At 64.5% G+C, this 26,837-nt stretch carries 26 protein-coding genes; 17 read left to right on the top strand and 9 right to left on the bottom strand.

Translation table 11 applies throughout. From position 1 onward, the window contains the following. Positions 1-3: 3 nt before the first annotated feature. The 6 genes from ACPJXG_RS11275 to ACPJXG_RS11300 all read right to left on the bottom strand — a co-directional run bounded on the left by ACPJXG_RS11275 (position 4) and on the right by ACPJXG_RS11300 (position 8,648). On the bottom strand, positions 4-1,209 hold the full coding sequence (locus tag ACPJXG_RS11275; RefSeq protein ID WP_425254284.1) for a type II secretion system F family protein: 1,206 nt from the start codon (positions 1,207-1,209) through the stop codon (positions 4-6). Continuing rightward, the gene (locus tag ACPJXG_RS11280) at positions 1,209-2,912 is read right to left on the bottom strand and encodes a GspE/PulE family protein (protein ID WP_099403086.1); all 1,704 of its coding nucleotides are present in this window, start codon (positions 2,910-2,912) and stop codon (positions 1,209-1,211) included. The genes ACPJXG_RS11275 and ACPJXG_RS11280 overlap by 1 nt, the downstream gene beginning before the upstream one ends. A 7-nt stretch (positions 2,913-2,919) precedes the next feature. Continuing rightward, entirely contained in the window at positions 2,920-4,296 is a 1,377-nt protein-coding gene (locus tag ACPJXG_RS11285; protein WP_425254285.1) for a tetratricopeptide repeat protein, read from the bottom strand. Beyond that, positions 4,293-6,236 (bottom strand): type II secretion system protein GspD, encoded by a 1,944-nt coding sequence (locus tag ACPJXG_RS11290; RefSeq protein WP_425254286.1) that lies wholly within the window; start codon positions 6,234-6,236, stop codon positions 4,293-4,295. Before ACPJXG_RS11290 ends, ACPJXG_RS11285 begins: the two co-directional genes overlap by 4 nt. A 178-nt stretch (positions 6,237-6,414) precedes the next feature. Then, positions 6,415-7,854: an ExeA family protein gene (locus ACPJXG_RS11295; protein WP_425254287.1), complete on the bottom strand. Its 1,440-nt coding sequence runs from the start codon at positions 7,852-7,854 to the stop codon at positions 6,415-6,417. Continuing rightward, positions 7,851-8,648 (bottom strand): ABC transporter ATP-binding protein, encoded by a 798-nt coding sequence (locus ACPJXG_RS11300; protein WP_425254288.1) that lies wholly within the window; start codon positions 8,646-8,648, stop codon positions 7,851-7,853. The genes ACPJXG_RS11295 and ACPJXG_RS11300 overlap by 4 nt, the downstream gene beginning before the upstream one ends. 139 nt (positions 8,649-8,787) lie before the next feature. On the opposite strand from ACPJXG_RS11300, the gene ACPJXG_RS11305 reads away from it, so the two are divergent. From ACPJXG_RS11305 to ACPJXG_RS11380, 16 genes are all read left to right on the top strand, one after another. Beyond that, a complete protein-coding gene (locus ACPJXG_RS11305; protein WP_425254289.1) occupies positions 8,788-10,491 on the top strand; it encodes a GspE/PulE family protein in 1,704 nt (567 codons plus the stop codon). 1 nt (position 10,492) lies between these two features. Then, positions 10,493-11,728: a type II secretion system F family protein gene (locus ACPJXG_RS11310; RefSeq protein WP_425254290.1), complete on the top strand. Its 1,236-nt coding sequence runs from the start codon at positions 10,493-10,495 to the stop codon at positions 11,726-11,728. Then, entirely contained in the window at positions 11,728-12,234 is a 507-nt protein-coding gene (locus tag ACPJXG_RS11315) for a type II secretion system protein (protein ID WP_425254291.1), read from the top strand. The genes ACPJXG_RS11310 and ACPJXG_RS11315 overlap by 1 nt, the downstream gene beginning before the upstream one ends. Before the next feature lie 78 nt (positions 12,235-12,312). Continuing rightward, a complete protein-coding gene (locus ACPJXG_RS11320) occupies positions 12,313-12,783 on the top strand; it encodes a type II secretion system protein (protein WP_425254292.1) in 471 nt (156 codons plus the stop codon). A 45-nt stretch (positions 12,784-12,828) separates the two neighbouring features. Then, positions 12,829-13,482 (top strand): pilus assembly FimT family protein, encoded by a 654-nt coding sequence (locus tag ACPJXG_RS11325; protein WP_425254293.1) that lies wholly within the window; start codon positions 12,829-12,831, stop codon positions 13,480-13,482. After that, positions 13,472-14,029 carry a type IV pilus modification PilV family protein gene (locus ACPJXG_RS11330; RefSeq protein ID WP_425254294.1) on the top strand — a complete coding sequence of 186 codons (558 nt, stop codon included), beginning with the start codon at positions 13,472-13,474 and terminating at the stop codon, positions 14,027-14,029. Before ACPJXG_RS11325 ends, ACPJXG_RS11330 begins: the two co-directional genes overlap by 11 nt. Continuing rightward, entirely contained in the window at positions 14,026-14,928 is a 903-nt protein-coding gene (locus ACPJXG_RS11335) for a prepilin-type N-terminal cleavage/methylation domain-containing protein (RefSeq protein ID WP_425254295.1), read from the top strand. The genes ACPJXG_RS11330 and ACPJXG_RS11335 overlap by 4 nt, the downstream gene beginning before the upstream one ends. Continuing rightward, positions 14,925-15,383, top strand: coding sequence for an agglutinin biogenesis protein MshP (locus ACPJXG_RS11340; RefSeq protein WP_425254296.1), 459 nt, complete (start codon positions 14,925-14,927; stop codon positions 15,381-15,383). The genes ACPJXG_RS11335 and ACPJXG_RS11340 overlap by 4 nt, the downstream gene beginning before the upstream one ends. Before the next feature lie 131 nt (positions 15,384-15,514). Continuing rightward, positions 15,515-16,474, top strand: coding sequence for an agglutinin biogenesis protein MshI (locus ACPJXG_RS11345; RefSeq protein ID WP_278316227.1), 960 nt, complete (start codon positions 15,515-15,517; stop codon positions 16,472-16,474). Then, entirely contained in the window at positions 16,471-17,157 is a 687-nt protein-coding gene (locus tag ACPJXG_RS11350) for an MSHA biogenesis protein MshA (protein ID WP_425254297.1), read from the top strand. The genes ACPJXG_RS11345 and ACPJXG_RS11350 overlap by 4 nt, the downstream gene beginning before the upstream one ends. Further along, positions 17,157-17,837 (top strand): type II secretion system protein GspM, encoded by a 681-nt coding sequence (gene gspM, locus ACPJXG_RS11355; RefSeq protein WP_425254298.1) that lies wholly within the window; start codon positions 17,157-17,159, stop codon positions 17,835-17,837. The genes ACPJXG_RS11350 and gspM overlap by 1 nt, the downstream gene beginning before the upstream one ends. Further along, positions 17,822-18,235 carry an MSHA biogenesis protein MshK gene (locus tag ACPJXG_RS11360; protein WP_425254299.1) on the top strand — a complete coding sequence of 138 codons (414 nt, stop codon included), beginning with the start codon at positions 17,822-17,824 and terminating at the stop codon, positions 18,233-18,235. Before gspM ends, ACPJXG_RS11360 begins: the two co-directional genes overlap by 16 nt. A gap of 38 nt (positions 18,236-18,273) precedes the next feature. Further along, positions 18,274-20,058 (top strand): pilus (MSHA type) biogenesis protein MshL, encoded by a 1,785-nt coding sequence (gene mshL, locus ACPJXG_RS11365; RefSeq protein ID WP_425254300.1) that lies wholly within the window; start codon positions 18,274-18,276, stop codon positions 20,056-20,058. Continuing rightward, positions 20,059-20,964 (top strand): ExeA family protein, encoded by a 906-nt coding sequence (locus ACPJXG_RS11370; RefSeq protein ID WP_425254301.1) that lies wholly within the window; start codon positions 20,059-20,061, stop codon positions 20,962-20,964. A 17-nt stretch (positions 20,965-20,981) separates the two neighbouring features. Next, positions 20,982-22,052, top strand: coding sequence for a tetratricopeptide repeat protein (locus ACPJXG_RS11375; protein ID WP_425254302.1), 1,071 nt, complete (start codon positions 20,982-20,984; stop codon positions 22,050-22,052). A 24-nt stretch (positions 22,053-22,076) separates the two neighbouring features. Next, complete coding sequence (locus ACPJXG_RS11380) at positions 22,077-22,967, top strand: alpha/beta hydrolase (protein WP_425254303.1); 891 nt, start codon at positions 22,077-22,079, stop codon at positions 22,965-22,967. A gap of 7 nt (positions 22,968-22,974) precedes the next feature. On the opposite strand, the gene ACPJXG_RS11385 is transcribed toward ACPJXG_RS11380, so the two are convergent. Together ACPJXG_RS11385 and ACPJXG_RS11390 are read right to left on the bottom strand one after the other, a co-directional pair. Next, a complete protein-coding gene (locus tag ACPJXG_RS11385; RefSeq protein WP_425254304.1) occupies positions 22,975-24,009 on the bottom strand; it encodes a serine hydrolase domain-containing protein in 1,035 nt (344 codons plus the stop codon). A 29-nt stretch (positions 24,010-24,038) separates the two neighbouring features. Beyond that, a complete protein-coding gene (locus ACPJXG_RS11390) occupies positions 24,039-24,890 on the bottom strand; it encodes a helix-turn-helix transcriptional regulator (protein WP_425254305.1) in 852 nt (283 codons plus the stop codon). A 317-nt stretch (positions 24,891-25,207) separates the two neighbouring features. Here ACPJXG_RS11390 and ACPJXG_RS11395 point away from each other — a divergent pair, with 317 nt between their 5' ends. Beyond that, positions 25,208-25,666, top strand: coding sequence for a nuclear transport factor 2 family protein (locus ACPJXG_RS11395; protein ID WP_425254306.1), 459 nt, complete (start codon positions 25,208-25,210; stop codon positions 25,664-25,666). Between the two features lie 42 nt (positions 25,667-25,708). Here ACPJXG_RS11395 and ACPJXG_RS11400 read toward each other — a convergent pair whose 3' ends face one another. Beyond that, complete coding sequence (locus tag ACPJXG_RS11400; RefSeq protein ID WP_425254307.1) at positions 25,709-26,812, bottom strand: HD-GYP domain-containing protein; 1,104 nt, start codon at positions 26,810-26,812, stop codon at positions 25,709-25,711. Between the last annotated feature and the right edge of the window lie 25 nt (positions 26,813-26,837).

A 26,837-nucleotide genomic window follows, 5' to 3' on the forward strand; every position in this document is an offset into this window, starting at 1 on the left:
GCCTCAGGTTTTGATTGTGCTGATGGTGTCGTAGATCGGCCCCAGTACCGACAGCATGATCCAGCCCAGCAGCAAGCCCAGGATGACCGTCATGGCCGGCTCGATCATGGCTTGCACTTTTTCAATCAATTCCTTCACTTCGCGGTTGTAAAAGTAACTGACATTGCGCAAGGCCGTGTCCAGCGAACCCGTGGCCTCGCCCACCTTTAGCATGCGGATCACCAGCGGCGGAAAGATGCCCGTATGCTGGAAGGCGGCGGTGACGCCATGGCCTTCGCTGATCAGCTGGGCGGCGCGGCGCAGACCGGCCGCCACCACCTGGTTGCCGGCGATGCCTTCGGACAGGCGGATGCATTCGAGTATCGTGATGCCGGAGGCATACATCAGCGCAAAAAACGTGGCGAAGCGGGCCAGGATGATCTTGTGCAGCACGGGGCCGATCAGCCACAGCCGCAGTTTTAAGCCATCCCAGGCATAGCGGGCCGCCTCGCTGCGGCGGATCAGCGCGCGCAGACCGAAAAACAGCAGCACGGGCAAGGCCAGCAGCAGATACCAGTATGCGATGAACACATTCGACACGGCAATGAGCACGCGCGTGTGCAGCGGCAGCTCGCCGCCCATGTTGCGAATGAAGGCCGTCAGCTGAGGGACCAGATAGATCATCAGGAAAAACGTCACGGCCGCCACGACGATGGCCACGATGACGGGGTACATGACGATCTTGCGCGTCTGCGAGGCCAGCTCGTCCTGCCATTTCAGACTTTCGGACAGGTTCTTGAAGACGTCGGCGATCCTGCCGCTCTGTTCGCCCGCCAGTATCAGGCTGGTGAACGTGGCGTCGAAGATGTCGCCATGCTGGGCCAGCGCGCCCGACAGGGGCAGGCCGCCTTCGATGCTTTCGATCAGATCCGTGACGACTTCGCGCAGGCGCGGGTGGTCCGTGCTTTCGCGCAAGTCATTCAAGCCTTCCAGGATGGGCACACCCGCACCCGTCAATTGCTCCATGTGAAAACAGAAATTGATTAGGTCGCGCCGGTGGATGACCCGCTTGCCCAGCAACACCAGGTACTGCCCCGTGATCTTGCAGTCGATCAAGTCGAGCTGCATGCGGTGCAAGCGCGCTTCCAGATCCGGCACGTTGGCCGCCTCCATGCTGCCGGGAATCAGCGCGCCGGCGGCATCCATGGCGCGGTAGACATATTGCGCCATCAGGCCAGCCTTTCCGTCAGGTCGACCACGCGGCCCACTTCTTCCAGGGTGGTGACGCCTTCCATCACGCGGCGCATGCCGTCGTCGACGATGCCCTTGAAGCCGGCTGCGCGCGCCGCATTCTTCAATTCGCGCGAACTGGCGCGGCGTGCCGTCAATTCATCGAGTTCGGCCGTCATCTTGAGGATTTCCATGATGGCCAGGCGGCCCTTGTAGCCCTGGTGGGCGCAGCGCTCGCAACCGACGGCGCGGCAGATGGACACGGGCGCCTCGTCCGGGACCAGGCCCAGCAGGCGGCGCTCGATGGCGTCCGCGATCACCGTTTCCTTGCAGTGCGGACACAAACGGCGCACCAGGCGCTGCGCCACGATGCCGATGATGTTGCCAGCCATGATGTCGGGCAGGATGCCGATGTCGAGCAAGCGCGCCACGGAACCGATGGCCGAGCTCGTATGCAGGGTGGAATACACCTGGTGGCCCGTCATGGCGGCGGCAAAGGCCATTTCCGCCGTTTCGCGGTCGCGGATCTCGCCCACTAAAATGATGTCCGGGTCTTGCCGCATCATCGAGCGGATGCCGTCGGCAAAGCCCAGCTTGACGGATTCGTTGACGGAAGTCTGGCGTATCATGTTCATCGGATACTCGACCGGATCCTCCAGGGTCATGATGTTGACGCTTTCCGTATTGATATGGTTGAGTATCGAATACAGGGTGGTGGTCTTGCCGCTGCCCGTCGGGCCCGTCACGAGGATCACGCCGTCGGGGCGCGCGATCATCAGTTTCAGCAAGTTCAGCTCCGCTTCGGCCAGGCCCAGGGCATCGAGCGGGACGATGCCTTTTTGCCGGTCCAGCACGCGCAGCACGACGTTTTCGCCATGCGTGGTGGGCTGCGCCGAGGCGCGAAAGTCGATTTGCCGCCCGGAAAACTTGATGCTGATGCGCCCATCCTGCGGCGCGCGCGCCTCGGCGATATTCATGTTCGACATCACCTTCAGGCGTACGGCCATGGCCGGCCAGTACGATTTGTGCAGGCTGCGGATTTGCCGCAGGATACCGTCGATGCGGTAGCGGATGCGCAGGAACGACTGTTCCGGCTCGAAATGGATGTCCGAGGCGCCGTTTTGCACCGCATCGGCCAGCAGCGCATCGATCAGGCGCACCATGGGCTGGCTGTACTCGTCCGATGGCGAGGCCATGCTTTGATAGCTGACTTCGCCCGTTTCGATCTCGTGTAGGATGCCGTCGATCGACAGTTCAAAACCATAGTACTGGTCGATGGCGCGCGAAATGTCCGATTCGTTGACCAGCACGGTGGAAATCGTAATGCCCTTGACCAGCATGGCGCTGATCTGGTCGAGCGCGACGATGTTGCTGGTGTCGGCCATGGCCAGGATCAGGTTGTCCGCCTGGCGTTCGTAGACGATAGGAAAGACCCGGTAGCGCTTGGCCACGTCCTTCGGGATCAGTTTTAATGCAATGGCGTCGACCACCAGGCTCGACAGATCGGCGCTGACCTGTTTCAGGTTTTCGCTGAGCGCCTCGCGCACGGTCGCTTCCGTCACAAAACCCAGGGTGATCAAGAGCTTGCCCAGCGGCTCGCTGCTGCGCCGCTGCTCGATCAGGGCGATGCGCAGCTGGTCTTCGCTGATCACACCTTTCTGGATCAGCAGCTTGCCGAGGGGAAGTTTTGCCTGTTCTGCCATGTGATGCTTATTCCTGACGGGGTGGGATGGTGGCCGGCTCTGCCGTGGCCGCAGGTGCCGTCAATTCGCGCAAACGCGTTTGCACGACGGCCTGGTCGAAGGCGGCCGGCGCCGCTTGCGCCAGGCTCAGGGCGCGCTGGTAATACGTGGCGGCCAGCCGGGGCTGGTTCAGCCGGTCCAGGCCCACGGCCAGGTTGAAGGCATAGTCGGGATTGCCGGGCGCGGCGCCATAGGCGCGGAAAAATTGCTGCTGCGCTTCGTTCCAGCGGCGCTGCTTGGCGTACACATTGCCCAGTGCAAATAGCACGGGGGCGCTGTCGGGGCTGCGCGCCAGGATGGCTTTGAGCCTTGTTTCGCTCTGCGCCACGTCGCCCTGGCGCAGCCCGATCAGGCCGGCCAGCGCTTCGCCATCGTCGGGATTGATTTCCAGCAAACGCACGTACAGGGCCGCCGCTTGCGCGCCTTGTTGCTCGCGCAGGGCCACGGCCGCCAGGCCCAGCAGCGCGTCGCGGTTATTCGCATCCTGCCGCAGCACCGTTTCATATTGCTGACGAGCCAGGCCCAGCTGGCCGCCGTTGAAGGCCTGGTAGGCTTGCTGCACGCCGGGGTTGATTTGTGGCGCGGCCACGCTGCGCTGCACCTGGATCTGGCTATTGTCGGGCGCGGCCAGCGGTGGCAGGCTCGGTGGCGCGGGCGGGGCCAGCTGCGCCAACTGCGCCGCCACGGCGGCCTGGATCATCGCCTGCTGGTCCGCCGCAGCTGTCTGCTGGCGCGCGTCGCGCGGATAGTCGGGCGGCAGTGCGGCAGGCGTCATGGCGTCCGTCGGCGCGGCACCCGTGGCCGGCAGCACCAGCACGGGGCCGGCAACGCCGGCCGCGCCCGGAGCGTCCGTCAGCGGCATGGGCACGCCGGGCAGGCTGGCGCCCGCGCCGGGGCTGGTGCTGGCGCGCCAGTACCAGTACGCCATCGAGCCAGCCACCAGCAGCAATATCGCCAGCAGCACGGCCAGGCGCACGGTGGCCGGGTCGACGCTGATGGGGCCGGTGGGACCTTTCGGCGGCGGATTGCTGCGGCTGGCGCGTGGCCGGGCGGGCGGTTCTGGGCGCGCGCGTGGCGGTTCGGGAGGCGGACCAGGCTGCGCGCTACTCGACTCGGGCTGCGGCGCGGGTGCGTCCGCCAGCGGTTCCAGGCGCAAGGTGCTGGCAGTCGGCGCGGGCGGCGGTGCCAATGGCGCGGCAGGCGTGGCAGGGGGCGGCAGGGCGTCGGCCGGCGCCAGTTCCAGCACCTGGTCGTAGGCTTCGGACGGCTTTTCCAGTTCCTCGTCGGAAAGGCTGTTCTGTTTGGCGCGCTCGGCTTTCTTGAGCGCCTGCATCAGCAAGCTCATGGAAAATCTCCCTGCAGGCGCGCCTGCGGCCGGACGGCCGGCGCCGGCGGGCCATCCGTGTAGGGCTGGCTGTTGAGCGGCGCCTGGCCGGGCAGCAGGTAGCGGTAAGCGCGGTAATCGCCCTCGACGCTGGCATCCTTGACGACGACGGGGCGCATGAAGATCACCAGTTCCGTCTTGCTGCTTGCCTCATTGCGGTAGGTAAACAAATTGCCCACGACGGGCAGGCTGGACAGGCCGGGCACGCCATCCCTGGCGTTGTCGATGGAATCCTGCATCAGGCCGCCCATCACGGCGATCTGGCCATTGCCCACTTTCATGATCGATTCCAGCTCGCGCGCCTGGATCACGGGCACGCGGCTTTGCACGTTGGCCGTGGCCAGGGCCGGATTCGGGTCTTGCACGTAGCCCACGATGCGCGTGATGGTGGGGCGCACGTTGAGGGTGACTTCATCGCTGTCGGAAATCTGCGGCGTGACGCTCATGACGAAGCCGACGGGCACCGTTTCCAGTTTCGATTCATACGTGGCCGGCGTGGTGATGGTGCCCGTCGAGCTGATCACGGCGGGCGTCACCTTGATGGTAAAGAAGACATTGTTGTCGACCACCTTCAGCATGGCCGTCTGGTTGTTCAGCACGCTGATCTTCGGACTGGACAGCACTTTCACCTTGCCGAACGATTCGAGCAGCTGGATGGTCGTTTTGAAACTGTCCTTCAGGTAATCGAGCACGAAGATGCCGGGCGTGGAGCCGGGCGTGACTCCGCTGGACAGGCCCGCCGTGCCCACTTGCCCCTGGCGCAGTTGCAGGCTGCCTGTCAGACGCGACCAGTTGATGCCCTGCTGGTATTCATTGCTCAGGCGCACTTCGAGGATGGTCGCCTCGATCAGCACTTGCCGCTTGGCGCTGTGCAACACGGCGTCGAGGAATTCGGCGATCTTTTCATGCTGGCGCCCCGTGGCCCGCACGGCGATCAGGCCGCCTTCCACGTTGACGACGACGGACGAGGGGCTGCCCTTGTTGGCCAGTTTCAGCAGCGGCATGCCGTTCGCGTCGAGCGGCTGGCCGGGATTCGCGTTCTGGATGGGCGCCTGCTGCTGGCCTGGCGCATACTGGCCGCCAGTCTGCATCGGCGCCTGGCCGCCGTATTGATTGCCGGCCTGATTCTGCTGCTGGCCGGGCTGGACTTGCTGTCCTTGCTGTCCTTGTTGACCGGGCATGCTCGTCAATTGCTGGTTCAGCTGCGCCAGCGGGTCCACCTGCACGTCGTTGAGCGTGGTCTCGCGCAGCAGGTCGCGGATATTCTTTTCCAGGCTGTACCAGAAATTATTTTCCGAACGATTCACGACCAGGGTAGTCGAATTGTTATTGCCATTGCCGCCGCTGCCCTGCGTCCCGCCCACGGGGTTGCTGGCGTTGTTCGACCCGCCGCCCGCCGTGGAGATTTGCGTGGCGATATTCACGCTGCTGTTGGTGCTGCGCGCCATGTTGACGTAATCGACCTTGTAATTGCGCCACACGGGCGCATCGGGCAGGACGGTCAGGTTCTTGCCCTCGATTTCGTAGCGCATATCGACTTGCTTGCCGATACGCGCCAGTAGTTGCGGCAGGGTCTGGTTCAGCGCATTCAGGGTGACGCTGCCTTCGATTTGCGGGTGGATGTCGATATTCATGCCCGCGTCGCGCGCCAGCGCAAACAGCAGCGATTGCACGGGCACCTTGTGCACGGTGACGCTGTAGGTTTCCACTTTGGGCGCCGGCAAGGGCGCGGCCAGCGCGCTGCTTTGCTGCACCGGTTCGGGAATGACGCCGGTGGGAACGGGCGCGGCATTGAGGTGGGCCGGAGACAGCGGCGTTTGATGCGTGGCGCAGCCGGCCAGCGTGGTGCTGCAGGCGAGGGCGACCCAGGAGGCCAGCACAGGAATAGGGTGTTGAGTCATGAAAAGTTCGCCCTTGGAGTCGTGTTGTGCTTTTGTAATTTTACCCAGCATGATCGCTTAAAAGCAATCGGCTGTGCAGGCCCGGGAGGCAATATGCGGAAATAAAGTCAGGGGGCGCCACGCCCCGTTTTTGCCGCGATCATGGCTTTCATTTCCGTGCGGATACTATCTATGTCGCTCAGCAATATTTTCTGTGGCGATGCCGGGGCCAGCCTGGCCCGCACGGCTTCGGCGCCGGCTTGGTCGGCAAAGCTGCCGTAGACGATGAGCAGGCGCGCGGCGGAGGTATTGCGCGGCGTCTTGCGGGCGCGCCGCCAGGCAGGCGAAACACGTGGAGGTCGCGCAGGCCTGTGGCTTGCTGCGCCTGCTGCAGGAAGGTTTCCGCCGCAGCCGTCTCGGTGGCGGGAAGGCTGGCGATCTGCAGCACCAGTTGCTGTGCCCCTTGGCGGTCCAGCCAGTCGCGCGATTCGGCCAGCTTGCTGTCGAGCAGCGTGGATGGCGCTGGCAGCGGTGCGCGCGCCGCGGCTGCCTGCAGCGCGCCTGGGTGCGCGTCGGCGGGCGTGGTGGCATGTCCCTGCGATGCCTGCGATGCCTGGAATGCCTGGCTTGCCGGCGGGGCCGTCCTGGCGGTCGCCGCTGTCTTGCCCGGGCTGCTCGCCAGCCATTGCCACAGTAGCGCCGTGGCCAGCAGCAGCATCAGCGCGCTCAAGGCGCCCGCCAGCAGCTTGCCCGCATGCCAGGGCGCGCGGTAAAAGGGGCTGTCGGCAATGGCCAGGCGCATGTGGCGCGCATTGATTTCCTGTGCATCGTCAGCAAACGCGGCCAGCAAGGCCTTGTCGGCCAAAATGTTGACCCTGCGCACGATGCCTTGCGCGGCGCGCGCCAGCCGGCGCAGTGCGGCCGGCGTGAAGACGAGTGGCGCCATGCGGCCGGCGGCGCTCAGGCGGCATGCCAGATAGTCGCTCAGCAAGGTTAGCGGCAGGGGCGGCACGCTAAAACTGTGGGTGATGCGTTCCTTCAATGGGCGGAACTGCGGCAAGTCCAGGGTGTGCTGCAATTCCGGCTGGCCAAACAGGACGATTTGCAGCAGCTTGTGGCTGGCCGTTTCCAGATTCGTCAGCAGGCGCAGCGCTTCCAGCGTGGCGCCCGGCATGGCTTGCGCTTCTTCGGCCAGCAGCACCACCTGCCGTCCCGCCGCATGCCGGGTGATCAGCTCGCCGTGCAGGGCGCGCAGCACGGCATCGGCGCGGCATCCGTCCAGTTCCAGGCCCAGTTCGGCGGCGATGGCGTGCAGCACGTCGTCCGGCTCCAGGCGGGGATTGAGCAGGTACAGCACGTCAACATGGGGCGGCAGGCGCTCGGCCAGCATGCGGCACAACATGGTCTTGCCGCTGCCCACTTCGCCCGTCAGCTTGATGATGCCTTCGCCTTGCGTGACGGCATACAGCAGCGCATCGAGCAGTTCGCCCCGTGTATTGCCGGGATAAAAGAAGGCCGGGTCCGGCGTGATGCCGAACGGCGCCGTGCGCAAGCCGAAATGGCGCAGATACATGCCGTGCGGCGCGGGCGCGTAGCCGCTGGGGCTGGCGGCGTGCGGCGCGGAGACAGGGGCGTTCATGTCGCGATGCAATTGAGAAAAGCCTGTTCCAGGCTGGCGTCTTCGGCGCCACCATGGCGGGCGCGGCATTCGGCGGGCGTACCTGTAAACACGATGCGGCCCGCATGCAGGATGGCCATGCGGTCGCACAATTCTTCCACGTCGGCCAGCGCATGCGAAGTGAGCAGGGCGCCGCGGCCTTGCGCGCGCGCTTGCCGCAGCACTTGCTTGAATTGCGCGCGCGCCTTCGGGTCGAGTCCGCTCATCGGTTCATCGAGCACCAGTTGCTGCTTGCCCGACAGCAAGCAGGCGGCCAGTCCCAGCTTTTGCATCATGCCTTTTGAATAGTCGCGCGCGGGGCGCAGCAGGGCGTCTGGCGCCAGTTCCAGCGCGTCCAGGGTTTGCTGCAGCGCCTGCGCATCGGGGGGCACCTTGTGCAGGCGCGCCAGGTAGCGCAGGAAGTCGCCGCCCGTCAGGTAATGGGGTGCCTGGAAGCGTTCCGGCAGAAACGACAGGGGCTGGCGCGCCGCGCCGTGGCGGTGCGGCTGGCCGAAGATGGTGATGTTTCCCCGCTCGGGCGCGCAAAAGTCCAGCAGGCATTTCAGCAGCGATGTCTTGCCCGCGCCATTCACGCCGACCAGACCGAACAGTTCTCCCGTGCGCACCTGCAGGTCGACGCCGCGCAGCACGGCGCTGCCCGCCAGTTGCAGATGCACGTTGTGGAACTCGATGGCGCAGGCGTTCATAGGGGCAAGGGGCGGCAGGCAAGGCGGGGTACGGCCGCCATTATTGCCATGGGTGCTGGCGGGCGGCAAGTGTTTCCTTGCAGAGTGTCGAAATGCGCGAAAATCAAGCCACGCAATGTATTTTCTTTAAGAAACAACAGGTTCTGGAATAAAATACCTGCGCGCGCCGCTGGCGCGCATCGTCTGAAGAATCTGTCGAGGAGCAAGCATGGCAAGGCCAGAGAAAGTCCGGCTCGGTGAAATTTTGGTGCAGCAGAAACTGCTGACGGAAGAACAATTGGGCCAGGCCTTGACGGAACAGAAGCGTTCGGGGCGCAAGCTGGGCCGCGTTTTTGTCGAGCACGGCTTCGTCACGGAAGAGCAGATTTCGGGCGCGCTGGCGCGCCAGCTCGACATTCCCTACATCAATCTGAAGTTTTTCAACATCAATCCCGAACTGGTGCGGCTGCTGCCGGAAACCCAGGCGCGGCGTTTCCGCGCGCTGGTGCTGGAAGACCGCCGCGAGGGCTTGCTGGTCGGCATGTCCGATCCGACGGACCTGTTCGCTTACGATGAAATTTCGCGTCTGGTCAAGCGCCATATCGAGCTGGCCGTTGTCAATGAAACGGAAGTGCTGGCCGCCATCGACCGCATCTACCGCCGCACGGAAGATATTTCCACGCTGACGCGCGAGCTGGAGCAGGACCTGGGCGATGTGTCCGTCGACTTTGGCGCGCTGGCTGCTAATCCGGGCCTGGAAGAGGCGCCCATCGTCAAGCTGCTGCAATCCGTGTTCGAGGATGCCACGCAGGTGCGCGCTTCGGACATCCACATCGAGCCGCAGGAAGGCCGGCTGCAGATCCGCTTCCGCATCGACGGCGTGCTGCACCTGCAGACGGAAGCGGACAGCAAGATCGCCAGTTCGCTGGCGCTGCGGCTAAAACTGATGTCGGACCTCGATATTTCCGAGAAGCGCTTGCCGCAGGATGGCCGCTTCGCCATCCGCGTGAAAAACCAGCGCATCGACGTGCGTATTTCCACCATGCCAACGCAGTACGGCGAATCGGTGGTGATGCGCTTGCTGAACCAGGGCGGCACGACCTTGCGCCTGGACGCCATCGGCATGCCGCCCCAGCTGGTGGCGCAGTTCCGCGCCATCGTCAGCCGTCCGAACGGCCTCGTGCTGGTGACGGGGCCGACCGGCAGCGGCAAGACGACGACCTTGTACTGCGCCTTGTCCGAGCTCAATTCCGTGGAAAAAAAGCTCATCACGGTGGAAGACCCGGTCGAATACCGCTTGCCGGGCATTAACCAGGTGCAAGTGAACGAGAAGATCGAACTGAACTTTGCCCGGGTGTTGCGTTCGGCCTTGCGGCAAGATCCCGATATCGTGCTGGTCGGCGAGATGCGCGACCAGGAAACGGCGCAGATCGGCTTGCGCGCCGCCATGACGGGTCACCTGGTGCTGTCGACCCTGCATACCAACGACGCCATCAGCACGCCGCTGCGCCTGATGGACATGGGCGTGCCCCGCTACATGGTGGGCAGTTCGCTGCAAGCCGTGCTGGCGCAGCGCCTGGTGCGCGTGATCTGCGAAAGCTGCAGCACGCCGTACCAGCCCACGCCGAATGAATACGAATGGCTGCGCCTGGAACTGGGCGAGCTGGTCGAGCGCAACCAGTATTTCCACGGCAAGGGCTGCTCGCATTGCAACGGCATGGGTTACCGGGGCCGCACGGGCGTGTACGAATTGCTGGAGATCACGCGCGCCGTGGCCGACGCCGCCAACCATGCCGATCCATCGCACTTCATGAAGGTGGCGACGGCGCAGATGGCGGGCGAGACCCTGCGCCGCCACGCCGTGCAGCTGGTGGTGCAAGGCCGCACGACGGTGATGGAAGCGATGCGTATCAGCAACCAGAGCGAGGATTGAGGTGCCGTTTTTCTCTTACAAGGCGCGCAGCGCCAGCGGCGAACTGCTGACCGGCGTGATGGAAGGGGCCGACAGCGGCGCCGTGGCCGACCAGTTGATGGCGGGCGGCAGCACGCCCGTCGACATCAGCGCCACCAAACAGACGGTGACGAAGGCCGGCGCCAACCAGCTGGGCTGGTGGGCCAGGCTGACCGAGAAAAAAGTCACGCCCATGGACGTGCAGCTGTTCAGCCGCCAGCTGTACACCCTGCTCAAGGCGGGCGTGCCCATCATGCGCGGCCTGGCCGGCTTGCAGGAGTCCGCCATCAGCCCCGCGTTCGGGCGCATCATCAAGGATGTGCGCGAGTCGCTCGACGCGGGCCGCGAACTGTCGGCCGCCATGGCGCGCCACCCGGCCATCTTCACGCCGTTTTATTTGTCGATGGTGCGCGTGGGCGAAATGACGGGGCGCCTCGATGAAGTGTTTTTGCGCCTGTTCAACCACCTGGAATTCGACCGCGACATGCGCGCGCGCGTGAAAACGGCGACGCGTTACCCGACCTTCGTCGTCTTCGCCATGCTGGCCGCCATGGTGGTGGTGAATATCTTCGTCATTCCCCAGTTCGAGAAGGTGTTCGCCAGCTTCCACGCGGAACTGCCCCTGATGACGCGCATCCTGATCGGCACCTCGCGCTTTACGGTGGCGTACTGGCCCCTGCTGCTGATGCTGGGCGCGGGCGGCTTTTTCGGCTGGCGCGCCTGGCTGCGCACGAAAGAGGGCTTGTACAAATGGGACCGCGCCAAGCTGCGCCTGCCGATCGCCGGCAAGATCATCCTGAAGGGCACGATGGCCCGCTTCGCGCGCAGCTTTGCCCTGTCGAGCACGAGCGGCGTGCCCATCGTGCAGGCGCTGACGGTGGTGTCGCAAACGGTCGACAACACGTATTTGAGCGCGCGCGTGGAGCAGATGCGCGACGGCGTCGAGCGGGGCGAAAGCATCTTGCGCACCTCGGTGGCGGCCAACGTGTTTACGCCCGTGGTGCTGCAGATGATCGCCGTGGGCGAGGAATCCGGTTCGCTCGACGACCTGATGGACGAGATCGCCGACATGTACGAGCGCGAAGTCGATTACGAGCTGAAAACCCTGTCGGCGCAGATCGAGCCGATTTTGATCGTCTTCCTCGGCGCCATGGTGCTGGTGCTGGCGCTGGGCATCTTCCTGCCGATCTGGGATCTGGGCCGGGCGGCCCTGCACTGATGGCAAAAACGTTGCGCCAGCGCGGTTTTACTTTGTTCGAGCTGGCGGTGGTGGCGGGCGTGTTCGCCATCCTGATGGCCGTTTTCTTGAACCGGGTCAGCTATTACCAGCAGCAGGCGCAGCAGGTGGCCGTGGCGCAGATGCTGGGCGTCCTGCGCACCAGCTTGCGGGTGCAGGTGCTGCACTTGTACCTGGCCGACCGGCGCGACCAGTTGCCGGCGCTGGCACGGCAAAACCCGTTCGACTGGCTGGTCGACAAGCCGGCCAATTACCTGGGCGAGTTCGCGCATCCGGATCTTGAAAAATTGCAAGCCGGGAACTGGTTGTACGATAAAAAAGAGCAAAAAATCATCTATTTGTTTAGTAATGGCAATATTTTTCCCGCTAAAGGGGTTGAGTCAGTGAAATTTAAGGTAACCTTGCCACGAGCAGACGCCGATCTTGACAAGCTCGCCCAGGAACCCGATATCGTGGTGTGGAAATCGCCGGACTCGGTAGCAAACTGAGGCGCTTTCTGGTCCGGTGCGGCGACAGTTTCATGGCGTTGGTTTTGATGTTTTTATTTGATTTTGGAGAAAGCAAGAATGAACAAGTCTTTACGTAGTATGAAAAGCGGCGCCCAGGCAGGTTTCACCCTGATCGAACTGATCGTCGTCATCGTGATCCTCGGCATCCTGGCCGCCACGGCGATTCCTAAATTTATCGACATGTCGACCGATGCGCGCGTGGCCAAGATGCAGGCGGCCGCTGGCGCCGTCAAGGCGGGCGCGGCCCTGTATCATGCCCAGTGGCTGGTCGGCGGCGCGGTTGCCGATGCTTCAGGTGTTACCAGCGCGAAGATGGAAGGCAAGGATATCGCAGGTATTTATGGCTATCCGACTGCCGACAGCATCATCGATGCGGCTGGCCTGACCGACCCAGACTACAAGTTCGCAGGTGGTGTCGTGAAGCCCGATGCAACCCGCGCGACATGCACGGTAACGTACGTTGCTCCGACCAAGGCAGGTGACGCGCCGAAGATTACGGTCGAAGCAAGCACCACGACCTGCAATTAATATCTGAGCACTCTGCAAGGAAAGTCAGGCCACGCCCGGCTTTCCTTGCGCACCACCAGCCCAACCCCAGGCGCCAGCCCGTTGGGCTTTTTTACGGGCCATCCATTGCAGCAGTCACCGACAGCTTTTCCGCATCGCCACGCAGGGCCGCCACGCCCCCTGCCGCGTACGGCTGCGCGCGGCTTCACCCTGATCGAACTGGTGGCCGTGCTGGTGCTGGCGGGCTTGCTGGCGACCTTTGCCGTCAACCGGTTTTTCCAGCGCGACACGTTTGACGCGCGCGGTTTTGCCGACCAGGTGACGAATATCGTGCGCTACGGGCAAAAGCTTGCGGTGGCGCAAAACCGTGCCGTGTTTGTCCGCATCGACGCCAACAAGGTGGCCCTGTGCTTCGACACCGGCTGCAGCGATGAGCAGAAGGTGGTGCCGCCCACGGGCAGCAACAGCGGCAGCAAGGAGACGCTGCAGCATTGCCTGGGTAGCAATTGGCTGTGCGAAGGCCGTCCTTCCGGCGTGACCATGTCCACTGATCCCGTCAAGTCGGCAAGTTTTTATTTCGACGCGCTGGGCCAGCCATATGCGCTGACCAATGTGTTTCCTGACGCATCGACCTTCCCTGGCCCGCTGCAAATCAGCATCCAGAGCAACGGCCTGACGCGCACCGTCACGGTTGAAGGGGAAACGGGCTATGTCCATTAGCCAGCATCGCCGGCGCGAGCGCGGCGTGACCCTGATCGAACTGGTGCTGTTCATCGTCATCGTCGGCCTGGCCTCGGCCGCCATCCTCGGCGTAATGAGCCTGACGACAAAGCACAGCGCCGATCCGCAGCTGCGCAAGCAGGCGCTGGCGATTGCCGAAGGCATGCTGGAAGAAATCCAGCTGGCGCGGTTTACCTATTGCGACCCGCAAGACCCGGCCGCGCAAACGGCGACCAGCCCGGCCAGCTGCACCGTCCCGGAAGGACCGGGGGAAGAAGCGAACGGCGCGGGCCGGCCTTTCGACAACGTCAACGATTACGTGAGCGCGTATGGCGCGGCCACGGAGTACAAGACGGATGCGCAGGGCGCCGTCTGGGCTGCAGGCTCCGCCAAGGCATACGTTGCCTCTGTGGTTATCACCCAGGCAGCCCTGAACGGCTTGCCCGCCACGGAAGGTCTGCGTATCCAGGTGACGGTGCCATATGCCGACCAGCAGATCGTGCTTGACGGCTACCGCGTGCGCTACGCGCCGAACAGTATCCCATGAAAAAATTCCTCAATGCCCGGCGCCTTGCGCGCGGCTTTACCCTTGTCGAGCTGGTCATCGTGATCGTCATCACGGGCATCATCGGCGCCATGGTCGCCGTCTTCATCCGCGTGCCCGTGCAAGGCTATATGGATGTCGCGGCGCGCGCGGTACTGGCCGACACGGCCGATACGGCGGCGCGCCGCCTGACGCGCGACGTGCGCCTGGCACTGCCCAACAGCGTGCGCGTGTCGAACAACGGCCTGTTCCTGGAGTTGCTGCTGACCAAGACGGGCGGGCGCTACCTGAGCGACAGCGATGCGGCCGCGCCGGGCAATGTGCTGAGCTTTGATACCCCTCCCGACCCCAGCCTTCCATTGACCTTCACCGTCGTCGGCGCCATGCCCGCCAATGCGCTGGGCGCGCGCCAGGCGATCAACGTGGGCGACCAGATCGTCGTCTACAACCTGGGCACGGAGTACGCGCCGAACAATGCCTATGCCTGCAGCGCGGCGAATGGCTGCAACCGCGCGGCCGTGACGGGCGTGTCCGGCAGTGTCGTCACGCTCGGCAGCTATCCTTTCACGACGGCGCCGGCGCCGCTGCCGTCGCCATCGAACCGCTTCCAGGTGGTGTCGACGCCCGTCACCTATGCGTGCGATCTGGGAACCGGCACGCTGACCCGTTACGCCGGCTATGCCATCCAGGCCATCCAGCCGGTTGTGGCTGGCAGCGCGCCATTGTTGGCGGCGAAGGGTACCCAGCTGGCGCGCCAGGTGACGGCTTGCCGTTTCAGCTATGGCATTTTGGCCAACGTGCAGCGGGGCCTGGTAAATATTGACCTGAGCCTGGGTGCGGCGAACAGCAATACGGGCGTGCTGCGCCTGGTGCAACAGGTGCAGGCGAGGAATACGCCATGACGCGCTTGTTGCGCTACCGTGCACGCCGCATGCGCGGTTTCAGCCTTGTCACGGCCATTTTCCTGCTGGTGGTGTTCGCCGCGCTGGCGGCCGTGATGGTGAATATTTCCACCTTCCAGCAGACGGAATCGGCCATGGACGTGCAGGGCGTGCGCGCCGAGCAGGCTGCCCGCGCCGGCCTCGAGTGGGGTTTGCAGAAACAGATCGCCGCCGGCTTGACCACCGGCGCGGCATGCATCGGCGGTACCACGTTCAGCTTGCCGGCGGGCACGACACTATCAGCGTTCAGCGTCACCGTGCAATGCAGCGCGGCCACGGCGCCCGCTACCTTGACCAGCTGGACCATCACGGCCACGGCGTGCAATCAGCCGGCCTCGGTCGAGCCGCGCTGTCCGAACGCGGGCAATAACGCCGATTACGTCCAGCGCCGTTTGCAAGCCGTGCTGTCGCAGTAAGGTCAACTGCATGAAAAAAAGATCGCTAATTTATTGTTTTTACACAATAAAGTTGGCTTCATGAATTAAAATTGGCTGGATGCATTATCTGCGCGACAAGATCGGGCAGGCACTTACACTGGATAGTTCGCATGGGTTTATTCGCAAGAGCAAAGAAGTACGATGGATGGCTGGCCACGGCGTTTGGCCGCGAAGGCGTCAGCGCTGTCGTTGTCGAACGTCCCGCCGACGGCATGCCGCGCGTGCGGGGCGCCAGCTACCAGGCGGCTGCGCGGCCGGCGCCGGCCGAGGTGCTGGAAAAACTGGGCAAGGAGCTGCAGGCGACCGCGCGCCACTGCACCAGCGTGCTGGCCGGCGGCGAGTACCAGTTGCTGTCGCTGGAAGCGCCGGCCGTGCCACGCGAGGAACTGAAAACGGCCGTGGGCTGGCGCCTGAAGGATATGCTGGACTTCCCCCTGGCCGAGGCCACCATTGACGTGTTCGACATCCCCGGCGATCCGAACGGCACCCAGCGGGGCAGCAGCGTGTTTGCCGTGGCGGCGCGCAACAGCGCCGTGTCGCGGCGCCAGGCGCAGTACGCCGAATGCAAGATCGGCCTGTCCGTGATCGATATCCCCGAGATGGCGCAACGCAATATCGCCACCTTGCTGGAAACACCGGGACGCGGCATCGCCGTGCTGTTTTTCGATGGCGACGGCGGCTTGCTGACCATGAGCTTCAATGGCGAGCTGTACCAGGCGCGCCGCATCGACGTGACCCTGACACAATTGCAGTCGCCCGACGCCAGCCAGTATTACGACCGCGTCACCCTGGAACTGCAGCGCTCGTTCGACCACTTCGACCGCCAGTTCCATTTCATTTCGCTGGCCCGTCTGATGCTGATGACGGGCGCCAGCGATGGCTTGCACGCGTATCTGGCCGACAATCTCTACATGCCGGTCGAGCAACTGGACCTGGCCACGGTGCTGGACCTGTCGCAGGCCGCCGAGCTGCGCGACCCCGCCATGCAGGCGCGCTACTTCCTGGCCATCGGCGCCGCCTTGCGCGAGGTTGGCCAGCACCCGGGCAAGCACGAAGGGAAGGGCGCATGAGCCAGCAGATCAATCTGTTCAATCCCCAGTTTGAACTGAAAAAACACCATATGTCGGCGCGCACGGCCGGCCTGGGCCTGGGCGGCCTGGCGCTGGTCTTGCTGGCCGCGGGCGTGCTGGCCCAGCAGGCAATGGCCAGCCTGGAGCAGCGCGAAGCGGGCGTCAAGGCAGCGCTGGCGCAAGGCGAGGCGAAGCGTGACCAGATCTTGCGCGATTTTCCGCCACGCAAGAAAGATCCGGCCCTGGCGCAGGAACTGGCGGCCGTCGAGGCGCAGCGCCAGTTGCTGCAGGATGCGTCTGGCGTGCTGGCAAGCGGCAAGCTGGGCAATACCCTCGGCTATGCCGGCTATGCCGGCTATTTCCGCGAGCTGGCGCAGGCCAGGGTCGAGGGCGTATGGCTGACGGGCGTGGGCATCACCGGCGCCGGCAATGACTTCGGCTTGCAGGGCCGCGCCTTGCACGCGTCGCTGCTGCCTGCCTACATCACGCGCCTGGGCCAGCAGGAAGTGTTGAAAGGCAAGAGCTTCGCCAGCCTCGACATCGGCCAGCCACAGCCCCAGCCCCCGGCCGTGGCCGAGGGCAAGGCGTCCAGCCTGCCTTATATCGCGTTCAGCCTGCAGTCGGCCGACCGCGCGGCCGGGCCAGCCGCGCCGCCCAAACCTGTTGCGGGAGGAACACGCTGATGCTGCCCTTGCTGAAAAAATGGGCCACGGCCTTCGACGCCCTCAGCCTGCGCGAGCGGCTGATGGTGTTCGGCGCCGGTGCGGCCGCCGTGCTGTTCGTGTTTTATTTCATGAGCTTTAATCCCCTGCTGGCGAAACGCGCCGCGCTGGAGGCGAGCATTGCGCAAAAACAAAGCCTGTTGACGGCCACCGACAAGGAAATCGAGCTGACCATGCTGTCCCACGCCACCGATCCCGACCAGGAAGCGCGCGCGCGCCTGGTGGCACTGCAGGCGGAAACGGCATCGCTGGCGCAGGCGCTGCGCCAGAAGCAGCACGGCCTGGTGGCGCCCGAGCGCATGGTGACCTTGCTGGAACACTTGCTGCGCCAGCACGCCGGACTGCGCGTGGTGTCGCTGAAAACCTTGCCCGCCAGCGCCGTGGGTGCGCGCCAGACCGATGCCGCGAACGGCGATGCGGCGGCCAAGGCGGCGCCGGCGCCCCTGCTGCATCAGCATGGCGTGGAAGTGGTGCTGCAAGGCAGTTATGCCGACATGGTGCAATACATGCAGGCGCTGCAAGCGATGCCGACGCGCGTCTTCTGGGGCGCCGCCCACCTGGACGCCGCCAGCTACCCGAACGCCACCCTGACCCTGACCTTACATACCCTCAGCATGGACGATACATGGATCGCACTTTGACCGTTGGCCGCGCGCTGCCGGCGCTTTCCCTGGCGCTGGGGTTGACGCTGCACCTGGCATGGCCGGGCGCGCAGGCGCAGGCGCTCGATGATCCGACGCGCCCGCCGGCCGCCCTGTGGGCGCCCGCCAGTACCGCGCCCGCCGTCGCGGCCCGGCCGCAGCTGCAGTCGGTGCTCATCTCCACCCAGCCGGGCGGACGCCGCCTGGCCGTCATCGATGGCCAGACGGTCAGGGTCGGCAGCAAGGTGGGCGGCGCCGTGGTGACGGAAATCCGCGACACGGCCGTATTGTTGCGGCGTGGCAAATCACTGGAAACCTTCAAGCTGTACCCGAGCAGCAAGACCGATAACAAGGCCGATCGCAAGACCGATAGCAAGACCGGCAGCAAGCAGGAGTAGAAGAAGTGGCCAAGCAACTCAATCAACACAAGGCGAGCATGTTCAAGATCAGTACGATGGCGGCTGTCATCAGCGTCAGCCTGGGCCTGGGCGGCTGCAATGTCGCGCCCGTCAAGCGCGATACCTATAATGCGATCACCGATGCCGTCAAGGGCGCGGCGGCCACCACGGCGCCAGCGGCCCAGCCGGACGCCGTGGAAGCGGCGCTGCTGCCGCCCGTGGCGGCCCTGGCCCAGCAATTGCCGAAGGCCCGCGCCGCGCTCGACGAGCGCTTCAACGTGGCTTTCAACAATGTGCCGGCGCGCCAGTTCTTCACTTCCATCGTGGCCGGCACGCGCTACAACATGCTGGTCCATCCCGACATCGGCGGCACGATTTCCGCCAACCTGAAGGACGTGACCCTGTTCCAGGCGCTCGACGCCGTGCGCGAACTGTACGGCTACGACTACAAGGTCGAGGGCACGCAGATCTACATCAAGCCCCTGACCATGCAGACGCGTTTGTTCCACGTCAATTACCTGACGGGCGCGCGCCGCGGCAGTTCCAACCTGCGCGTGTCGTCGACGTCGGTCGGTTCGGTCGGCTCGACCAACTCGGGCGGTTCGGGCAATAGCGGCAGTAACAATCAGGGCAATAACCAGAATAACGAGCAGAACCAGCAAACGAACAGCGGCCAGGGCGGCCGCACCTTGGACAGCAGCAACCTGACCACTTCGTCCACGGCGGATTTCTGGCCGGAATTGAAAGCGGCGCTGGAAGCCATCGTCGGCAGCACCGAAGGCGGCCGGCAAGTGGTGCTCAGCCCGCAGTCGGGCGTGATCGTCATCCGCGCCATGCCGGACGAGTTGCGCAATGTCGACATGTATTTGAAGGCCACGCAGCTGTCCGTCGACCGCCAGGTGATCCTGGAAGCGAAAATCCTCGAAGTCGAACTCAACAACAACACGCAGACGGGCATCAACTGGGCCTCGTTCGCCTCGATCAAGAGCGGCCACACGAACCGCATCTCGACCGGCTTCATCCAGCCGGGCGGCAGCCTGGCGCCGCTGCCGTTCAACGGCGGCCAGCCGCCCAACATGACGAATGGCAGCGGCTTGACGGCCAGCAGCGGCTTCGGCCTCAGCTCGGCGGCGAACGCGGCCGGTTCCATGTTCGGCCTGGCTTTCCAGACGGCCAATTTCGCGGCCATGATTTCCTTCCTGGAATCGCAAGGCTCCGTGCACGTGCTGTCGAGCCCGCGTATCGCCACCATGAACAACCAGAAGGCCGTGCTGAAGATCGGCACGGACGAGTTTTACGTGACGGGCGTGTCGACCACGACGAATACGACGGCCAGCGGCGCGACGACCAGTCCCAACGTGACCTTGCAGCCGTTCTTTTCCGGCGTGGTGCTGGACGTGACGCCGCAGATCGATGCGGATGGCAACATCATCCTGCACGTGCACCCGTCCGTCAGCCAGGTGTCGACCATCAGCAAGGAAATCGACCTGGGCAGTGCCGGTTCGCTGAAACTGCCGCTGGCCGCGTCCAGCACGTCCGAGATGGACAGCATGGTGCGCAGCCAGGATGGCCGTATCGTCGCCATCGGCGGCCTGATGCGCCAGGCCACCACGGCGGACCGCTCGCAAGTGCCGGGCGCGGGCGATATTCCCGTGCTGGGCGCGCTGTTCCGCAACACGGGGCAGGTGATCCAGAAGCGCGAGCTGGTGGTGCTGATCAAGCCGACCATCGTCGACGGCGCCAATAGCTGGAACGAGGACTTGCTCGATTCGGGCAAGCGCATCGAGGCGCTCGACCCGCGCCGTCCGTCGGAGCGGCGCTAAATGTACCAGGCCCATTTCGGCTTGCGCGAGGCGCCGTTCGGCCTCACGCCCGATACCAGTTTCTTTTTCAACGGCCCGCAGTCGCAAAAGGCGCTCAACACCTTGCTGGTGGCGGCGCGCAATGGCGAGGGCTTCATCAAGATCACTGGCGAGGTGGGCACTGGTAAAACCTTTTTGTGCCGCAAGTTCATGCAGTCGCTGGGACCGGACTTCGTCACGGCCTACATCCCGAATCCGAACTTGCCGCCCCGTTCGCTGATCCTGGCGCTGGCCGACGACCTCGATGTGCTGCTGGAGAAAGATGCTGATCAGCATCAACTGCTCAAATCCCTCAACTTGCGCCTGCTCAACCTGGCGGCGCAGGGCAAGCGCGTGCTGCTATGCCTGGACGAGGCGCAGGCGATACCCGTCGACAGCCTCGAAGCCTTGCGTTTGCTGACGAATCTGGAAACGGAAAAGCGCAAGCTGCTGCAAATCGTGCTGTTCGGCCAGCCGGAACTGGACGTCAAGCTGGCCCTGCCGGAAATCCGCCAGCTGGCGCAGCGCATCACTTTTCACTACCACCTGGGACCTTTGTGCCGCGACGACGTGGATTTTTATGTGGCGCACCGCCTGCGCGTGGCCGGTTTCGATGGCGCGCGCCTGTTCAGCCGTGGCGGCGTGGGCAAGCTGTACCGGGCTTCCGGCGGCATTCCGCGCCTGATCAACATCATGGCGCACAAGGCGCTGATGGTGGCGTATGGCGAAGGGCGGCAGCAAGTGAGCGGGCGCCACGTGGCGCTAGCCGCCAGCGACACCCTGGCCAGCAAGCCGCGCCGCTTGTGGCAACGGCCGTGGCCATGGCTGGCAGGCGCTGGCGTGCTGGCCGCCGCCTGCGGCGCGAGCTGGACTTTATTGAACCGATGACGAAGATGAGCCTGTAGATGAGCCTGATTAACAAGATGTTGCAAGACCTCGATGCCCGCGGCACCCCCGATGGACGCGGCGACGCGGCCGGCATCCGCTCCGTGCCCGAACGCGAGCGGGGCGTTTCGCGCGCGCTGGTCTTCGGCGGCGCGGCCGGCCTGACGGCCGCCGCCATTGCCCTGGGCTGGGTCTACCTGAAGCGCCCGGCCGTGCCGCCCGTGCTGGTCAATGTGGCCAGCACGCCGGTGTTGCTTCCAGTATCGGCGCCCGTGCCTGCGGCCGTTGCTCCCGTGCCAGTGGTGGTCGCCGCAGCGGAGCCTGTCGTGGCGGCGGAACCCGAACCCGTGTTCCAGGCCGAGGAGACGGTCGCGCCAGCCAGGCTGCGTGCCGCCGACATGCGCCGCATCACGGAGCAACCCGCCAAGCGTGCCGCCGCGCCCGTGGTGAAAACGCCGGTACTGGCCGCCAGCGAGCGCATCATCGACGGAAAACAAGTCACGCCGCAGCAGCGCGTGGAGAATGAATACCGGCGCGCGCTGGCGCAGTTGCAGGATGGCCGCGTGTCCGACGCCATGCTGGCCTTGCAGCAGACCCTGCAGCTGGATCCGCGCCACCAGGGTGCGCGCGAAACCCTGGTGCGCCTGCTGCTGGAAGCGCAGCGCCCAGACGAAGCAGCGCGCCAGTTGCAGCTGAGCCTGGCGCTGGACCCGAAACAGCCGGCGCAAGCGATGATGCTGGCCCGTTTGCAGCTGGACAAGCCCAACGGCGGCGCGGTCGCTCTCGATACCCTGACGCGCAGCCTGCCGTACGCCAGCGACAACGGCGAATACCACGCCTTCCTGGCCGGCGTGCTGCAGCGCGAACAGCGCTACCGCGAAGCGGCGGACCACTACCAGCTGGCTCTGCAGACGGCGCCCGACAACAGCGTCTGGTGGATGGGTCTCGGCATCGCCTTGCAGGCCGACAACCATCCTGCCCAGGCGCGCCAGGCGTTCGAGCGGGCCAAGGGCTTGCAAACACTGTCGCCGCAATTGCAGGCGTTTGTCGAACGCAAGCTGGTGCAGCTGACGGCGGCTGCGGCGAAGTAACTTACCTCAATGAAAGAAACCAGCTTGAAGCCTTTCAGTCTGTTCATCGTCCTGTGCTGCCTGGCCGTCAGCGCCCTGGCCGCCCCCGCCAGCTACGTTCTTGAGAATACGGAAGTGCGCGACATCCGTGCGCAAGCCTTGAAGCGCGATTACCAGCTGTATGTCGCCTTGCCCGATTCCTATCGGCAGGGAAATAAACGCTATCCGGTGCTGTTCGTCGTGGACGCCAATTACTCGTTCGCCATCGTGCGCAATATCGCGCAGCGCCTGAACAAGCATGCGGGGATGGAAGAAGTGGTGGTGGTCGGCCTGTCGTATGCCAATGGCGATGGCGGGGTGTACAGCCGCCGCCGCGATTACACGCCCACCACGCCGCGCAAGCATGAGTACCGCTCGGACATGCCGGGGCGGCAGCCGGCGTTCGGCGAAGCGAAGGCGTATGGCCAGTTCGTCTCGGGCGAGGTGTTTCCCTTTATCGCCAGTAATTATCGCGTGAACATGCAGCGCAAGGTGTTCATTGGCCATTCCTACGGCAGCCTGCTGGGTCTGCAATTTTTGCTGACGCAACCGCGCACCTTCGAGCACTACATCCTCGGCAGCCCGTCGCTGTGGTACGACGCCGGCGTCATGTTCGACCGCGAACAGGCGTATGCGGCCAGCCACAAGGACTTGCCGGCGTCCGTGTTCTTCGGCATCGGCAGCCTGGAAAAGCTGGCGGCGGGCAAGAAGCGTTCGCGTTCGGAGGAAGATGCCGATATGGTGGCCGACTTGCGCGAATTCGATGGTAAGTTGAAATCGCGCAAGTTCCCCGGCTTGACAAGCCGCTTGCGCGTCTTCGAGGATGAAGACCATGCGAGCGTTTTCCCCTTTGTGCTCACGCATGGCTTGCGGGCGTATCTGACGTCCGTCAAATGACGGGTGCTCAGGGGCGCATCAATGCCGGCATGATCAGCTTGGTCAGCAATTTTTCGCTGAGTCCATGGGCATCGCGCACCTGGAAGTTGGTCGTGGTGATGACGACCACGGCATCGAGTTCCGGCAATACGAGCACTTTATTGCCGCCCGAACCCGCCATGCCATAGCTTTGCACCGTGCGGCCATTCGCCGTGAACGGTTGCAGCCACCACAGGTAACCATAGTCCATGCCTTCGCGCGCGTTGGCATGCGGCACGATCGAGCGCCTGACCCAGTCGGCCGGCATCACCTGCTGGCCATTCCAACGCCCGCCGTCGAGGTAGAGCTGGCCAAGCTTCATCAGGTCCACGCTGCGCAGCTGCAAGCCGCCGCCCGTCATGGCGCTGCCCTTGGGCTGGAATTGCCATTTCACCTTGTCGATGCCCAGCGGCTTGAACAGGTTGGCGGCCGCGAAGTCCGGCACGCGCTGGCCGCTCACTTTTTCAAGCAGCGGTCCCAGCAGGGTGACGCCGGCCGTGCAATAGCTCCAGGCGCGGCCATACGGCGATTGCTCGGGGCGGGGCTGCCATTCGGGAAAGCCGCGGATCGGCAGGTCCGCCACGAAGCGGCTCCAGTCTTCCACCAGATACATGCGCTCTTCGTTGCCGCGCGAATGCTGGTTGTCGTCGTCGCATTCGAGCAGCGAGCTCATGGTCAGGAAATCCTCGACCGTGATCTTGTCCTTGCGCGGGTCGGCATGGGCCAGCGGGCGCAGTTCCGGAAAATAGGGCAGCACGGGAGTGTCGGTGCGCAAGAGCTTGCGCTCGATGGCCAGGCCGACCAGCATGCCCGCCACCGTCTTGCCAACCGAGCGCGTGTTGCGCAGGCTGTCCGCGCCATCCTTGTCGAAGTAGTGTTCGTAGAGCAGCTTCCCATGCTGTGCCACCACGACGCTGGTGATCTGCTTGAAGTCGCCCGCTTCGATGGCGGTGGTAACGCCGTCCAGTTCGCCCGCGTGGACGCTGTTGCCGAAGGCCAGAAGAAGGGGTAAATATCGCAACATGGTGTACTCCTGAGTTGGAAAAGTTCAGTCTAGTCTTGCAATCCGGGCATTGTCTTGGACGTTTGAAACATTTGGCGTCGATAGTTGCTGGGCGTCATGCCGTAGCGGGCCTGGAAGGCGCGGCTCATGTGGCTCTGGTCGGCGAAGCCCACGCTCAGCGCCACCTCGGCCATGCTCAGTTCCGGGCGGCGCAGCAGGCCGCTGGCCTGGTCGACGCGGCGCCAGCGCAGCAGGTCGCCCGGCGAACAGCCCCAGGCCTGGCGAAACACGCGGGCCAGGTGCACGGGATGCACGCCCAGGGCGCCGGCCACGTCGGCGATGCGCAGATGCGTGTCATTGGCCAGGTCCATCACGGCTTCATATGCCTGGTGGGCCCAGCCGGGCAGGGATGGGCGCGCCTGCCGGGGCGTCTTGTGCAGGCTGGCCAGCATGTCCCACGCGCCCGCTTCGAGCATGGCGCCATCGCCGCCGCGGCCAATTTCGCGCGCCAGCCGGAACGCGGCGGCCGCGCTGGCCGTATCGCGCAACACGCTGGCGCACTCCTGGGCCGCATGCAATTCCTCGGCGCCCGCCAGCAGGGCAGGGTCAAGCGATACCGTCATGAAACTGCCCTTGCCATCGACGAAGCGGTCGCGGTGCGTTGTGCCGGCAGGATTGAAGACGAGGGTGGGCGAAGGCGCGCGCGGCGGGGCGTGCAGGGCGCTGGAAATATACGTGCCGGACAGAACGAAGACGAAGTGGGCGTCGTCATGCCGGTGCGTTTCGACTTCATCCTCGCCACGCGTGGCCTGCAGGCGGCGGATATCGAACATGCTGCCGCGCGCGCCGTGATGCACGTCGCCATAGAACTGGCCGGACTTGAACTGGAGTGGAGTGGTCATGTCGGCATGGTATGTGCGGCTGCCCGCACGGGCGAGCGCGGAACGACGAACAGCGCCGGGGGCAGGATGAACGGTCGATTCGGGGGAATGCGCGGGATGCGGGACGGCGCCATCAAGCCGGCCACACGCGTCCTCGAAATGGCGTTTCAATCCCCCAATCAAGCCGTTTGTCGCAATGGCATGCGCCGGAAAGGGCAATGGGATAGCATGCAGTGGGCTCCCTCATGATGAGTTTGCCCGCAAGCGAGTGTTCGATACTGGCGCTGCCGCAGGAATCAACGGACGCTTCTCAATGACTTCGACCAGGATGACTACGCATGAAATTGACTCTTCCACACGTTCTTTCCACCTGCCTGCTTGGCGCCTTCGGCGTGATCGGCAGCGCGTACGCGGCTTCCGGCGACGCCGAACTGGTGGCTCTGGTGCAGCGCCACGCGCAGGCGCAGAATAATTTTGATCAGCTTGCCTTGAAAGCCACGACGGCCGAGAATTATGTGGAAATATCGCCGGTCGGCGAGGTGGACGGGCGCGAAAAAATGCTCTCCTTTTATGCGCCAGAGCAGAAGCGGCCGAGCCCTCAACTCCAGGTCGACGAGCCAGTGGTGCGGCTGTTTGGCGATACGGCCCTCATCTCGGCGCGGCTGTCCTACCGTCTCAATCAGGAAGCGGGTGCCCGCACCTTCGCCCTGCGCGCCGGCTATGTGGCTCGGCTTGTTGACAAGCAATGGCTGCTGGTCAGCGCGCAGTACACGGGCATCCGTCCGCCGAAACCGTAAGCCGGCATTTTCCCGGCCGGGCGCCGGCCTTGCCCTGGCTGCCTACAGCCGCGCCTCGTCGCCCCACACATTGCGCATGCTGAAGCGCACGCCCGCATCGTCTTCATGCAGTGACGAGACGATGGCGAACTGGCTGTCGCCCGTGTCGCGCGGCGTCATCTGCGCCAGCTCGGCGGCGGCCAGCGGCGCGCCCAGCGCATCGCTGAGCGGGTGCACGTGGCCGGCGCTCCGTTGCGTCACTACCCCCAGTTCACCGCTGCGCAGGCGCACCAACGTTCCGGGCGGATATTTTCCCAGCAGGTTGACGAACTGTTCTCCCAGCAGCGGGTCGATGGGCACGCCCTGGTCGAGGAAGATGTGCTGCAGCGCCTGGTCGGGCACGATGGAGCGCCGGTAGTTGCGCGCGGAAACGCGGGCGCAATAGCGGTCGGCCAGGCCGATCAGCTTGGCATTTTGCAGAATTTCATCGGCCGTGCGCCCCTGCGGGTAGCCGCTGCCGTCGTCGTTTTCATGGTGCAGCAGCACACAGCTCAGCCATTCCTCGTCATCGACACCGGCGCAGCGCAGCAGTTCCGTGCTTTCCTGCGGATGCAGACGCACGATGCGCATTTCCTCGTCGTTCAGGGGGCCGCGCCGGTCCTGGAAGCTGTCGTGGTGACGCAGCATGCCCACGTTCATCGTCAGCGCGGCTGCACCGATCAGTAATAGTTCATCGTGGGACTTGTGCATGCTGCGGCCCACCAGCATGGCCAGCAAGGCTGTTTCGATGCAGTGGCGCACGGCGTAGCTGCCGGCGATCTGGTTGAGCAGGATGCTGGCCAGGGAGATATCGGCATCGTGTTCCAGCGCGCGCAGCAGTTCGCGGGCGATGTCGCGCACGTCGCGCTCGGCATTGTTTTCGCTGCGCAAGGCCAGCAGCAGCCGTTCCAGGCGCTGCGCCGCTTCATTGAGCAGGCGCAAGACGGATGGCTGCTCCGGCGCGCCCACGTACAGGCCCAGCTGCAGCAAACGGCCCAGTTGCGCGCCGTCCGTGATGATCTGTCCCTTGCGCAGTTGCGGGCCGGCGCTATGGTCAGCCAAAAACAGATCCCAGGGCAGGGGTTCGCCGGGAACCAGGTCGGCCGGGCCGATGCGACGCTGTACCATCTGTCATCCTTTGCCCCGCTGCAGC

The organism is Janthinobacterium sp. NFX145, from assembly GCF_049810325.1.
In the GTDB taxonomy this organism is placed as follows: Bacteria; Pseudomonadota; Gammaproteobacteria; order Burkholderiales; family Burkholderiaceae_D; genus Janthinobacterium; species Janthinobacterium rivuli.